The sequence below is a fragment of the Brevibacterium sp. S22 genome (assembly GCF_004745485.1).
In the GTDB taxonomy this organism is placed as follows: Bacteria; Actinomycetota; Actinomycetes; order Actinomycetales; family Brevibacteriaceae; genus Brevibacterium.
The window spans coordinates 1-12,715 of sequence record NZ_RHFG01000039.1; the positions used below are offsets into that span (position 1 = coordinate 1).

General features: G+C 64.3%; 13 protein-coding genes. 9 read left to right on the forward strand and 4 right to left on the reverse strand.

Annotation, left to right across the window (positions count from 1 at the left end):
* Positions 1-153: 153 nt before the first annotated feature.
* The 6 genes from EB835_RS18885 to EB835_RS18905 all read left to right on the forward strand — a co-directional run bounded on the left by EB835_RS18885 (position 154) and on the right by EB835_RS18905 (position 6,153).
* Entirely contained in the window at positions 154-1,086 is a 933-nt protein-coding gene (locus tag EB835_RS18885; protein WP_135810987.1) for a metallophosphoesterase, read from the forward strand.
* Between the two features lie 55 nt (positions 1,087-1,141).
* Positions 1,142-3,472 (forward strand): transglycosylase domain-containing protein, encoded by a 2,331-nt coding sequence (locus EB835_RS18890; protein WP_135810988.1) that lies wholly within the window; start codon positions 1,142-1,144, stop codon positions 3,470-3,472.
* Positions 3,473-3,753: 281 nt separating this feature from the next.
* Positions 3,754-3,909 (forward strand): hypothetical protein, encoded by a 156-nt coding sequence (locus EB835_RS20350; protein ID WP_009883339.1) that lies wholly within the window; start codon positions 3,754-3,756, stop codon positions 3,907-3,909.
* Positions 3,910-3,957: 48 nt separating this feature from the next.
* Positions 3,958-4,431, forward strand: a complete 474-nt coding sequence (locus EB835_RS18895; RefSeq protein ID WP_135810989.1) for a RidA family protein — start codon at positions 3,958-3,960, stop codon at positions 4,429-4,431.
* Positions 4,421-5,392: an NUDIX hydrolase gene (locus EB835_RS18900; protein WP_135810990.1), complete on the forward strand. Its 972-nt coding sequence runs from the start codon at positions 4,421-4,423 to the stop codon at positions 5,390-5,392. Before EB835_RS18895 ends, EB835_RS18900 begins: the two co-directional genes overlap by 11 nt.
* The gene (locus EB835_RS18905; protein WP_135810991.1) at positions 5,389-6,153 is read left to right on the forward strand and encodes an MBL fold metallo-hydrolase; all 765 of its coding nucleotides are present in this window, start codon (positions 5,389-5,391) and stop codon (positions 6,151-6,153) included. The genes EB835_RS18900 and EB835_RS18905 overlap by 4 nt, the downstream gene beginning before the upstream one ends.
* A gap of 504 nt (positions 6,154-6,657) precedes the next feature.
* Here the strand turns inward: EB835_RS18905 and EB835_RS18910 are convergent.
* A complete protein-coding gene (locus EB835_RS18910; RefSeq protein WP_101545702.1) occupies positions 6,658-7,335 on the reverse strand; it encodes a Crp/Fnr family transcriptional regulator in 678 nt (225 codons plus the stop codon).
* A gap of 236 nt (positions 7,336-7,571) precedes the next feature.
* Between EB835_RS18910 and nth the strand changes: the two genes are divergently transcribed.
* Together nth and EB835_RS18920 are read left to right on the forward strand one after the other, a co-directional pair.
* The gene (nth, locus tag EB835_RS18915) at positions 7,572-8,345 is read left to right on the forward strand and encodes an endonuclease III (protein ID WP_240688863.1); all 774 of its coding nucleotides are present in this window, start codon (positions 7,572-7,574) and stop codon (positions 8,343-8,345) included.
* Positions 8,342-9,073, forward strand: a complete 732-nt coding sequence (locus EB835_RS18920) for an NUDIX hydrolase (RefSeq protein WP_135810993.1) — start codon at positions 8,342-8,344, stop codon at positions 9,071-9,073. The genes nth and EB835_RS18920 overlap by 4 nt, the downstream gene beginning before the upstream one ends.
* A gap of 28 nt (positions 9,074-9,101) precedes the next feature.
* On the opposite strand, the gene EB835_RS18925 is transcribed toward EB835_RS18920, so the two are convergent.
* Both EB835_RS18925 and EB835_RS18930 read right to left on the reverse strand, forming a co-directional pair.
* Positions 9,102-9,953 carry an ABC transporter permease gene (locus EB835_RS18925; protein WP_135810994.1) on the reverse strand — a complete coding sequence of 284 codons (852 nt, stop codon included), beginning with the start codon at positions 9,951-9,953 and terminating at the stop codon, positions 9,102-9,104.
* Between the two features lie 45 nt (positions 9,954-9,998).
* Complete coding sequence (locus EB835_RS18930) at positions 9,999-10,958, reverse strand: ABC transporter ATP-binding protein (protein WP_135810995.1); 960 nt, start codon at positions 10,956-10,958, stop codon at positions 9,999-10,001.
* 108 nt (positions 10,959-11,066) lie between these two features.
* On the opposite strand from EB835_RS18930, the gene EB835_RS18935 reads away from it, so the two are divergent.
* On the forward strand, positions 11,067-12,071 hold the full coding sequence (locus EB835_RS18935) for a TetR/AcrR family transcriptional regulator (RefSeq protein ID WP_135810996.1): 1,005 nt from the start codon (positions 11,067-11,069) through the stop codon (positions 12,069-12,071).
* Between the two features lie 82 nt (positions 12,072-12,153).
* Here EB835_RS18935 and EB835_RS18940 read toward each other — a convergent pair whose 3' ends face one another.
* Positions 12,154-12,561, reverse strand: a complete 408-nt coding sequence (locus EB835_RS18940; RefSeq protein WP_135810997.1) for a phage holin family protein — start codon at positions 12,559-12,561, stop codon at positions 12,154-12,156.
* Positions 12,562-12,715 lie beyond the last annotated feature (154 nt).

Sequence of the window (12,715 nt, forward strand, 5' to 3'; positions counted from 1 at the left end):
GGGCTTGCTCGTCGGTGATCAGACAGTTGTGACGCATGGAGTGGTCCCTTCAAGTTGTCCTGTGTTAATCACAGTCCAACTTTCGGGGACCACTCCAGCGCCAGGTTGCAGAGCCGCCGTCAGGTAGTTCTGGGAGCGGATAGAGTTGGAGGAATGAAGAAGCGCGCACTCCTCGCCGGTGCTCTTGCCGCCCCGGCGGCCGCCGGCATCTGGGGTGCGGTCATCGAACCGCACCTCTTCGCCATCCGCCGGCATACCCTGCCGATCCTGCCGACCGGAGCCGAATCCATCCGGATCCTCCACGTCGCCGACCTGCACTTGGCACCCTGGCAGAAGCACCGTGCCTCCTGGGTCAAAGCGCTCACCCGTCTCGAACCGGACCTCGTCGTCAATACCGGCGACAACCTCTCGGCCGATATCGTGCCGAGCGTCCTCGACGTCTTCTCCGGTCTGCTTGAGACTCCCGGTGTCTTCGTCCTCGGATCGAATGACTTCTTCTCCCCGCAGGCGAAGAACCCCGCGAAATATCTGCGCTCACCGTCCCAGGTCAAACACCGGGTGAACCCCGACCTCGACGTCAAGGCCCTCGTGCGCGGGTTCGAAGCCGAGTCTGCGACGAGTGAGCGCGGCTGGCATTTCCTCGACAACGCCGAGGCGGCCCTGACGATCAAGGGCACACGCATCGACTTCTCGGGGCTCGGCGATGCCCATATCGACCGTGATCGGATCCGCTGGAGTGGAGGGAGACCGGGGGAGGGCGACCTCGCGCACCCGCGGTTCGACCCGGAGGCCGGTCTCAAGGTCGGCGTCACACACGCCCCGTATTCGCGGACCTTGGAGGCGTTCGCCTCGGCGGGGGCGGACCTCATCATGGCAGGACACACGCACGGCGGGCAGATCCGGATCCCCTTCTGGGGCGCTCCGGTGACGAACTGCGACCTCGATCGGACACGCGCACGAGGAGTTTTCCCCTATCGGCAGAGCCTCGTCGCAATCTCTGCAGGACTCGGCTTCTCACCGTACTCACCAGTGCGTTTCTCCTGCCGACCGGAAGTCAGCGTCCTGGAGCTCGTGGCGAAGGCCTAGTCCGTTCAGCGGTTTCTGAAGATTTGCACAAGGCGAATTCGTTAAACTGATTACCATGGTGTCTCCTGAGTCAAACGCCCCGCCCACAAAGATGGGTGCGTTCATGCAGTTCGTGGCCGTCAGTGCGGTGGCGGGAATCGTCGCTGCCGGTCTGGCCATTCCCGGAGTCGGTGTTGCAACAGCCAGTGCGAACAGCGCTGTCGAAATCTTCGATTCTCTCCCAGCCACCTTGGAGATCAAGGACCTCGGAGAGAAGTCGACGATGCTCGCCTCCGACGGTTCCGAGCTCGCGGAGTTCTACTGGCAGAACCGCCAGGAGGTGCCGCTGGACAAGATCTCGAAGGACATGCAGAACGCGACGATCGCGGTCGAGGACTACAGGTACTTCGAACACGGCGGCGTCGACATCGAGGGCATCGCCCGTGCAGCGGTGCACAATATGGTGTCCTCGACGACTCAGGGCGGGTCGACACTGACTCAGCAATACGTGAAGAACGTTCTGGCTGAGAACGCACACGCCGAGGAGAACGAAGAAGGCGTCGCGGCGGCCAAGGAATCTGACGGCACCGCCGGATACGCTCGTAAGCTGCGCGAGGCCAAGCTCGCGGTCGCGGTTGAGAAGAAGTACGACAAGAAGGACATCCTCAACCGCTACATGAACATCAACAACTACTCGGGATCCCCGAACGTCTACGGCGTCGAGGCCGCGGCCTACCGGTACTGGGGCATCCACGCGAAGGACCTCAACATCCAGCAGTCTGCGATGCTCGCCGGAATCGTGCAGAACCCCTCGGCATTCAATCCGCAGCGGTTCCCCGATCAGGTCCTCAAGCGCCGCAACACCGTTCTCGGGCAGATGCTCAAGTACAAGCACATCACGCAGAAGGAATATAACAAGGCGGTGAAGACCGACCTCGACCTCGATCTGCACGAGACGCCGAATGGGTGTTCTGCGGCCAAGAGCAAGGCCGAGTTCTTCTGCAACTATGTCCAGAATGTCATCATGAATGACGAGACCTTCGGCAAGACGGCCAACGAGAGGCTCGCCTTCCTCCAACGAGGCGGCCTGACGATCAAGACCAGCCTCAACCCCGATATCCAGAAGATCGCGGACAAAGAGATCAAGAATCGCGTTCCCGTCGGGGATCCCTCCGGTGCCGGTCACGCCCTGGTGACCATCGAACCCGGCACGGGCGAGGTCATCGCGATGGCTCAGAACCGTGAGTACACCGCCGGTGAGGTCAAGAAGAAGGACAAGAACAAGAAGACCTCGATCAACTACACCGTCGATAAGAAACACAACGGCGGCGGTGGTTTCCAGGTCGGTTCGACGTGGAAGCCGTTCGTGCTCACAGCCTGGCTGAAGGAGGGCAAGAGCCTCAACACCACCGTCAATGCCACGAAGCGCAACTTCCCGGCCAGCTCCTGGAAGTACGACGGCTGCCCGAGCATGGCCGGAGACTGGGACCCGAACAACGCCGGAGACGGTGAGGGCAGGGGCTCGATGACCGCACTCGAGGCGACGAAGAAATCCGTCAACACCGGTTATGCGGCCATGGGCAACCAGATGAACATGTGCGACATCCTGGACACCGCGATGGATCTGGGCATCCGATACGGCAGCGGTGAGGCGCTGGACTACAAGAACAAGCAGGGCTTCATTCAGGCGCTCTCGCCCTCCTCGATCCTCGGTACGACGGAGACCACACCGATCGCCATGGCCGCGGCATTCGCCACGTTCGCTAACGAAGGTGAGTTCTGTGGTCCCAAGCCGATCACCGAGATCAAGGATCGCAACGGCAAGAAGCTCGACCTGCCGGGTGAAGGATGCAAGCGGGTCATCTCCAAGGACGTCGCCAAGGGCGTCTCCTACGCACTGACGCAGACGTTCAACGGCGGCACGACCAGCTCGCTGAAGATCGGCGTCCCCGCCGGCGCGAAGACCGGTACGACGAACTTCGAGGTCGGTCACACCTGGCTGCTCGGGTTCACAAAGACCCTGTCGACGGCAGTCTGGACCGGAGACCCGGGCGGTACTCGCGACTGGCGCACGAACGGAGCCGGTGCTGTCCGCGGACACGTCTACGGTGCGACCATCTCAGGTAAGACCTGGCAGTCGTATATGAGCCAGGCGGTCAAGGAGACCAAGGGCAACACCGGTTTCCCGAAGCCCAGCGGCAAGTACTTCTCCGGAGGCGGCTCCGGCGGTGGCGGCGGTGGCGGCACCGGTGGCGGAAGCCAAGGCGGTGGCGGAACCGGCGGAGGCAACGGCGGCGGTGGCAACGGCGGCGGTGGCACCGGCGGCGGTGGCGGCGGCAACTCCGGCGACGGCGGTGGCGGCGGCGGTGACGGCGGCGGCGATGCCCCGGGTCTCGGCGGCAACTGAGCCGACGAGCTGTCGACCGTGACCGGCCGATAGAGCCCACCGGACACCGATACGGTGAAGGCGGGGAGGACCAGAGCCTCCCCGCCTTCGCTGTCCCCCTCGACCTGCGGCACCGCAAGCCGAATCGCCGGAGAACGGCCGTCACGGAACACAGATGCCCAGCCTGCCCGGTCTGGGCTAGTGTGGGGAACGAACCAGCGTCGTCGATCACACCAGAAGAGCCTGGCACACCGGATCAGGTCCGGACCGCCTCGGCGACGCATCTTCAACCGAGGAGAATCATGACCAAGTGGGAATACGTCACCGTGCCGCTCATCGTCCATGCGACGAAGCAGATCCTCGACCAGTGGGGCGAGGACGGATACGAACTCGTGCAGGTCGTTCCCGGCCCGGACAACAACGGACTCGTGGCCTACCTCAAGCGCCCCAAAGAATGATCTGAACCGGCCGGACCTCTGACACCCACCCCCACCGAAAGAAGAATCATGTCGAAGACCCTTGAGCGTCTGAACGATCTCGGACTCGAACTGCCCGAGATCGCCACACCCGCCGGTGCCTACGTTCCCGCATTGCGCACCGGAGACTACGTCTACACATCCGGCCAGCTTCCCGTCGTCGACGGCAAGCTGCCCGCCACCGGACACCTGGGCACGGAGGTCGACCTCGACACCGGGTACCAGCTGGCGCGCACCGCCGGGCTCAACGCTCTGGCCGCCATCGCCGGAGTCATCGGCGACCTGGACAAGATCGTGCGGGTCGTCAAAGTCACCGGCTTCGTCAACTCCGCCGACGATTTCACTCAGCAGCCGGCCGTCATCAACGGCGTATCCGAGCTCTACGGTGAGATCTTCGGCGACCGCGGACTGCACGCCCGCAGCGCCGTCGGTGTGAACACCCTGCCGTTGGGCACCCCCGTCGAGGTCGAGGTCATCGTCGAAGTCTCAGGCGATGCCGCTTAGCGGACGCGCTCTTCCCGTCTCGTCGGAACTGCGGTGGCTGCTCGACCACTGGCAGTCCGACGGACGGTGGCCCGTCCCCGAAGCCCCACGCCCCACCTCGGCGATCGTGCTGATCCGGGACTCCGCGGACGGACTGGAACTCTTCATCACCCGGCAGCTCGACGCTCGCGGCGTCGAGGACCGCAACCGGTGGGCATTTCCCACCAGCAGCCTGCGTCCCGGAGATGTGCGGAAGCTGCCTTTGGCCGGATGGAATTCGGCCCGGTGCGCACGTGCGCTGAGCATCGAGAACAAATCCCGCGCCCTCCACCACTTCTCCGCGGCCGCCCGCATCGCCTTCGCCGCGACCGGCATTATGCTCGCCGAGGACGTCGACAGGGAGATCGTCGCCGCACCGCAGACGGATTGGCACACCACCCGCTCGAGGCTGTTCTCGAACGAAGCGGCCTGGTCGCAGGTCCTACGCGACCGTGACCTGCGGCTGCGCCCCGACCTGTGCAAACCGTGGCTGCGCTGGATCAACACGCCTACCCAGCTGCACCGATTCGACACCACATACTTCATCGCCGCAGTGCCCTTCGGTCAAGAAGTCGACTTCCTGTCACCCAACGAGACCTCGGCCGGGTGGAAACGTCCCGGCCAGATTCTCGCCGAGGTGGGAGACGATCCCGACCGCATCGGCGCGGCCGCCCGCATCATCGTCGAAAGCCTCGCCGCGGTCCCGACAGTGGGAGCGGCCATGGCCCAGATCCGCAACGTCCATCCGCTGCGTCCGGAGATCGTCGACGACGGCGATTGGAAAGTCGTCATCCACACTGGCAAAGACCCCCACAGCAAAGGCAGCCTGCGCGACCGAGCGGTCGCCGTCGGCGAGACCGACAACGACCAGAACCCCGGCTTCCTGTCATTCAGCGGAGACGCTGATGACGAAACGACAGACGAGGAGAGCGACGACTCATGAGAATCCGCGCGAACAACCCCGGCCCGATGACCCTGACCGGAACGAACACCTACGTGCTCACCAGCCAGGATGACACTTCTGCGGTCGTCATCGATCCCGGCCCCGAGATGGCCGACCACCGTCAGGCATTCCTCGCCGAGGTGGCCGACCGTGATCTGACTGCGATCGTGCTCACCCACCAGCACGCCGACCATTCCGAGATGCTCGGAAGCATCGACCAGTGGGCACCCGAGGCGCCCGTGTACGCCGTGCTCGAACGCTTCGCCCGCCACACCGCACCGGTGGCGGACGGGGACGAGATCGCTTTCGGTGATACCCCGGCCGACGTTCTGCGTGTCATCGCCACCCCGGGCCACACCAGCGACAGCATCAGCCTCATCCACGCCGGAGCCCTCTACAGCGGTGACACGATCCTGGGGGAGGGGACGACCATCGTCACTCACCCGGAAGGCTCTCTGCGCGACTACCTGAACTCTCTCGAGCGTCTCAGGGCGCTGCTCGATGAGGGCGAGTTCGCAGTCATCGAGCCGGCCCATGGTGAGCGCATCGACGCCCCCGCCGAGGTGATCGACTACTACCGCTCCCACCGCCTCGAACGCATCGAGCAGGTCAAAGAGGCACTGGGGCAGGGGGCGAGCACGGCCTCAGAGGTGTGCGACATTGTCTACCACGACGTCGATGCGAGCGTGCGGCCGGCTGCCGAACAGATCGTCAAGGCCCAGTTGGCCTACCTCGAGGCACTGCCCGCAGCCGACGCCTGAGCGAGGTCGGCTGAGCGACGGCGGCAGGGTGGCGCGCCGAGGTGCCGCGTCGAGGACGTCCGCGGTCGGGAGCACGAGCAGCGGGCAGGGCACCCCGCCAATGAGAAGCCGTCGGTGCAGACCACTTTTGGTTCCACACATCTGTTCGCGGAGTCTGTTGCCGAATACAATTCGCGGATCTGTCAACCACGAGATGAGGGCTCCGTCGGCTCCTGAACCCACAACATCTAGACCGCAAGACGACGACATCGCCGGAATTCGGCGATTCGGCAACAGGCTCCGCGTCCAGATGGGAGGGACGCACAGTGGCGCGGAGTGCACCGAATGTGGTGACGGGTGTACGAAATGTGGCAACAGGTGCACGCCTTCCTGCCGACTCCCGGACACGGCACACCCAGTGGCCACCTCCCAGACACGAAAGACGCCCCAGCCGGAGATCGGCTGGGGCGTCCCTCATCGCGGCGTCCGAGCGGCCACAGCGGCCGGACGTCGTCGCTGGGAGGATCAGCGGGCGCGGTTGCGCATACGGTCCATATCGAGGATGACGACGGAACGAGCCTCGAGGCGGATGAAGCCGCGGGCGGCGAAGTCGGCAAGTGCCTTGTTCACGGTCTCACGGGAGGCGCCGACGAGCTGCGCGAGCTCTTCCTGGGTGAGGTCGTGGGCGACGAGGACGCCGTCCGGAGCCGGCTTCGAGAAGCGGGCGGCCAGGTCGAGAAGCGCCTTGGCGACACGTCCGGGCACATCGGAGAACACGAGGTCGCCGACGGTCTCATTCGTCCGACGCAGACGCTGAGCCAGAGCCTTGAGCAGGTTCATCGCGGCCTGCGGGCGCTCGTTGAGCCAGGTGGTGAGGTCCTCGTGCTTGAGGCTGAGCAGCTCCGACTGGGACACTGCGGTCACGGAGGTCGAACGCGGGCCCGGATCGAAGAGGCTGAGCTCACCGATGATCTCGCCGGGGCCGACCACGGACAGCAGATTCTCGCGGCCGTCGGAGGACTCACGGCCGATCTTGAGCTTGCCAGAGGAGACGATGTAGAGCTCATCGCCGGCATCTCCCTCATGGAAGAGCACGGTTCCCCGACGGAGACTCCGCGGGTTCATGAACTTCATCAATGCACTGGTGGCTTCATCGTCCAGACCTGCGAAGAGCGTCGCGCCCCGCACCACTTCAATATCCACTGGTTCCTCCTTGTCGTGATAATCACACATAAATCTACCTGGTCATCTGCATCGATACCAGCAAAGACGCGGGAGTGTGGCTCATCAGTATGAAAACCCGACCTGCCCGCGACCCTCACATCGGCGCCGAGTCGACGTCGCGGCCCGCGCCACTCTACTCCTCCAGGTGCCCGACCACCTTATGTGACCGGCATGACTGCGGAATGACGGGGCACGGATTAGGATGGTGAGTCGTGTTGACTGTGGCAGAGAAGAGCGCGCGGAAGTTCGCGAACGAGACCCCGCTGGGTCGGACCCGCCGGGCACGGAAGATCCATCGCATCCTCGCCGAGGTGTATCCGAACGCGAAATGCGAACTCGATTTCGAGACCCCGTTCCAGCTGCTCATCGCCACGGTCCTGTCCGCCCAGACCACCGATATCCGCGTCAACTCGGTCACCCCGGGCCTCTTCGCGGCATTCCCCGACGCCCACGCTTTGGCCGTGGCCAACCTCATCGAGGTCGAGGAGCACATCCGCTCCACCGGGTTCTACCGGGCGAAGGCGCGCAACATCGTCAAACTCGCGAACGAACTCGTCGACGAGTACGACGGGGAGGTGCCGAACAAGCTGGACAAGCTCGTCAAGCTCGCCGGAGTCGGCCGCAAGACCGCGAATGTCGTCCTCGGCAACGCCTTCGACACCCCCGGCCTGACCGTCGACACCCATATGGGTCGGCTGGCTCGCCGGTTCGGCTGGACCGAGGAGACCGACCCGGTCAAGGCCGAACACGAGATCGCGGCCCTGTTCCCGAAGAAGGATCTCACCATGCTCTCGCACCGGGTGATCTTCCACGGTCGTCGCATCTGTCATTCCCGCAAGCCCGCCTGCGGCGCCTGCCCTCTGACCGCGCTGTGTCCGTCCTTCGGAATCGGCGAACTCGACCCGGTCAGGGCCCGCGATATGCTCCGTTTCGAAATGGCGCCCTTGGCCGCTCCCGCCGAGGAGGCCGCCGCCGAGGACGGACAGTGAGCACCGGAATCCCCGACATTCCACCCGAATCGGCGACGATCGCCGACGGCGCTCTGCGCGGTCAGCTCGAAGATCTCGCCGTTTCGCACGGCTCCCCACTGTGGCTGCGCCGGCAGAGGGAATCGGCTGAGGAAGCGGCCCGTGACGCTGCCGTGCTCATGCTCTTCGGACGTGGGGGAGAAGCCCGCACCGAGGCGGGACGAGCAGAGGAGTCGCGGCTGGCCGGACTCGGTGTCGCCGATGTCGACATCGTGCTGCTCCAGCGGGCTGCGACTCTGCGTCATCACCCCGGTCAGGTCGCCTTCCCCGGAGGCGGACGTGATCCCGAAGACGAGTCCATGGCGGCCGCAGCACTGCGTGAAGCGGAGGAAGAAGCAGGAATCTCCCCGGACACCGTCGAAGTGCTCGGGGAGATGGACCCACTCTATATCCCTGTCTCGAAGTTCGAGGTCACTCCGGTGATCGGCTACTGGAGACAACCCGGAGCGGTGCAGGTGATGGACCAGCGGGAGTCGTACTCCGGCTACCGGGTGGCCATCGCCGATCTCGTCGCCCCGGCCAATCGAGGCACATTCGCCCGCCCCGATCTCAAGATCTCAACTCCGGCCTTCGACGTCGGAGTCCTCAAGGTGTGGGGCTTCACCGCAGGCATCCTCGATTTTGCCCTCGACCACCTCGGCTGGGCCGAGGACTGGGACAAGAAGGCCCCGATCGCCATCGATTTCTGAAGTCGGCCGCCGTTGATTCGAAGGTGACTCAGCGACGTCCGGCCTTCATCGTGAACAGTGCCGCGGCCCACACCACGGCCACAGCGAGGATGAGCAGGCACCAGCCGAGGGCCAGGTAGCCGGAATCACCCATATCGGTGCCGAGGAGCAGTGCTCGCAGAGCGTCGATGATCGGAGTGATCGGCTGATTGTCGGCGAACACCTCCAACCACCTCGGCATTGTCTCGACTGGGACGAACGCACTCGAGACGTAGGGCAGGAAGAGAAGGATGAAGCCGTAGCCGTTGGCTGACTCGGCTGACTTCGCGGCCAAGCCGATGGCTGCGAAGAGATACGTGATCGCCAGAATGTAGAGCGCGACGAGGCCGATGGTCGCCAGCCATTCGCCCACTCCCGCGGTGGGGCGGAACCCGATGGCGACGGCGACGAGGAGGACGATGGCGGTGGCGAACAGATTCTTCACCAGGCTCGCGGTCACATGTCCGGTGATGACCGCCGATGCCCTCACCGGCATCGTGCGCAGTCGGTCGACGAAACCCGAGGTCATATCCGTCGCAACCGACAGCGACGTCGATGCGGCACCGAAGCCGGCGCAGGTGAGGACGATCCCGGGCACGACATAGTCGACGTAGCCGCCGTTCGGGTCGAGCGCGCCCCCGAACACGAACGTGAACATGAGCATCAGCATGACCGGCAGGGCGACGGCCATAAGCAGTGATTCGACGTCTCGAACAGCGTGACGCAGGCTCCTGCCGATGAAGGCCGCCTCGGCTCGGAGTCCGGAGGGTCGCGAACGGGGGTTGTGGTGCGGATAGGCAGGGGAGGGCAGGACTGAGGCCGCTGAGCCCGTTGGTGCTGTGAGCGAGTGAGTGTCTGACATGGTGGTGTCCTCTCTGAAGACCGGTGGACTGATACGAGTTGGTGGTCAGTGCGACGAGTCGGCTGAAGTGAAGGCGAAGAAGACGTCGTCGAGGCTGGGACTATGGAGGGATACGGAAGCATGGGGTGATTCGACGGTCCACGGTTCCAACGCCGAGACGAGACCACCGACAGTGCCATCGGTGGGGATCTCAGAAAGATGTGAACCGTCTGCTCCGCGGACTGCCACAGTGTCCTCACCGATCCGTGCCTTGAGTTCTCTGGGCGTGCCGAGACCTGCCAGGCGACCTCGGTCCAGCAGGCCGATGCGATCAGCCAGGGCATCGGCTTCGTCGAGATACTGCGTCGTGAGGAACACGGTTGTCCCGCCGCGGGCCAATGCGCCGACCTCGCCCCACAGCTCCTGTCGGGATCGAGTGTCCAGGCCGGTAGTGGGTTCGTCGAGGATGAGGATCTCAACCGGTACGACGAGGCTGAGCGCGAGGTCGAGTCGACGCCGCATGCCGCCGGAGAGCGCGCCCACACGAGTCGTCATGAAGTCCGTGAGGCTGAGTTTTTCGGCCAGCTCACGGCTCCTCACCTTCGCCGTGCGACGGTTCAGCCCGGACAGGCGGCCGAGGAGGACGAGGTTCTCCTCGGTTGAGAGGTACGTGTCGACGGCTGCGGACTGTCCCGTGACGGCGAAATGTCTCTTCGCCTCCCCCGGGGAGGTGCGCACATCGACGCCCATGACCCGCACCGTTCCGGTGTCGGGCCGCACCAGAGTCGTCAGGATGTTGATGCATGTCGTCTTGCCGGCGCCGTTCGCGCCGAGGAGAGCGAATACCTCCCCCTGGGGCACGTCGAGATCGAGTCCGTCGAGTACGGGCTTCGAACCGAAGTGCTTGCTCACTCCGGCGAGGGAGATGGCGGCAGCTGTTTCCTCAGCGGCAGGACTCTCTGACGCGGGGGAGTCGGTGTGCACGGCTCCCCGGAATGCTGTGCGGCGGCTGTCGGAAGTGGTCATAGCGTGGTCCTCTCGCGAATGGGAGACATCGTCCAGTATCTGTATACGGCAGAAACTGTATATGACAATAACACGCAATATACGGCGTACACAATATAAACTGGCGGAATGAGCACAGATGATCTGATCGAGCAGCTTCCCAGCGGAATCGCACTTGCCTGGGGCGTCGCGGCGACTCCGCAGCGGGGGCCGAAGCGGGAGATGAGTGTTGAGAAGATCGTCGACGCTGCGATCGAGATCGCCGACAGCGACGGCATCCAGGCGGTGTCGATGTCGGCGGTCGCGAAGCGACTCGGGTACACGCCGATGTCGCTCTACCGCTATGTCAGTTCCAAAGACGATCTCCTCCTGCTGATGCAGGAGGAAGCGACCGGTCTGCCGCCTGAAGCTGCCGAAGAGGGCCTCGGCTGGCGGGCCCGACTCGGTGAACTCTACGAAGCGCAATCACGGATCTATGCACGTCGGTCCTGGCTGCTGTCGATGCCCATCACAGGCAGCCCGATCACCCCGAACAGTTCGGCCTGGTTGGAAGCAGGTCTTGAGTCGCTCTGCGGCACCGGACTGACCGAAGAGGAGAGGATCGCTGTCTCTCTGCTCGTCACCGGTGCCGCCCGTTGGAAAGGGCTGGTTGCCGCAGGCTACGAGGAGCAGAGCAGAACGACCGGGTTGGATGCCGACGAGGTTGCGGCGCGGGAACAGCGGCTCTTCGACGCGGTCATCACCGAGGACGGATATCCCTTCCTCAGGCAGGCGATCGACGCGGGGGTCTTCGCCTCGGAATTCGATCCCTTCGACTTCGGACTCGAACGAGGCTTCGACGGTGTGGAGGCCTTCATCGATGGGATCGTGCGCGCGCGGACAGACGCTGTGTCCGACACGGCGGACGACGGCTCGAGCTCAGTGACCTCAGCCGACGCATCCGACGACGCGGCAGAGAGAGCGGCTGAAGGGCAGGCCGCGATCGCCAACGATGACCCAGCAGTGGCAGCCGATAAGAAGTTGAGGGAGGCGCAGAAGGCAGTCCGACAGGCGCAGAAGGTGCTGGCCGAGGCACGGAAGCGGGAGCGTCAGGTTCTGCGAGAGGCTAAGGAGCGAGTGGCCAAGCGGCGCTGAGCGTGAATGCGACGAGCGGCACCGGACATGTCGTCCGGCACCGCTCGTCGCGTCTGCCGTGGTCCTCAGGAACGGAGTGGGGTCAGTACCTGGGTCCCGAAGGGTTCTTCACCGCACGCTTGACGGACTCCACCAGCGACTTGGCCGAGCCGATAGCAGTGCCTGGAACCGGATTGCCCTTCTTGAACAGGGGGAGAGCGACAAGAACCAGGATGATCGCGATGACGGCGAGGATGCCGAAGACGATCAGGAAACTGCCCCACCAAGGCCAGCCCAGCCCCTCATGGAATGCGGCCGCACCGGCGAAGATCACCATGAAGGAAGACAGGAAGAGCAGGAAGAGTGCGACGATGGCCAGTCCGGCACCGATGCCCAGGTTCTTCGCACCGGCAGTGGCTTCGGCCTTGGCCAGGGCAATCTCTTCTTCGGCGATCGCTTTGGAATCGTCGCTGATGCCTTTGATCAGTTCGCTGATGGACCGTTCGGCCATGAGAGCTCCTAAATCGAGAACGAGGACAATCTAAGTTTAAGAGTAGTCTGAACGCGCCCTGCGGCCAAAGGCGAATCGGCAGGGAGCCGGGAAAACCCGTCGGATCCGGACGACGGCCGCCATGCGGCAGGGTCGTCTGTCACCGACGGGCCAT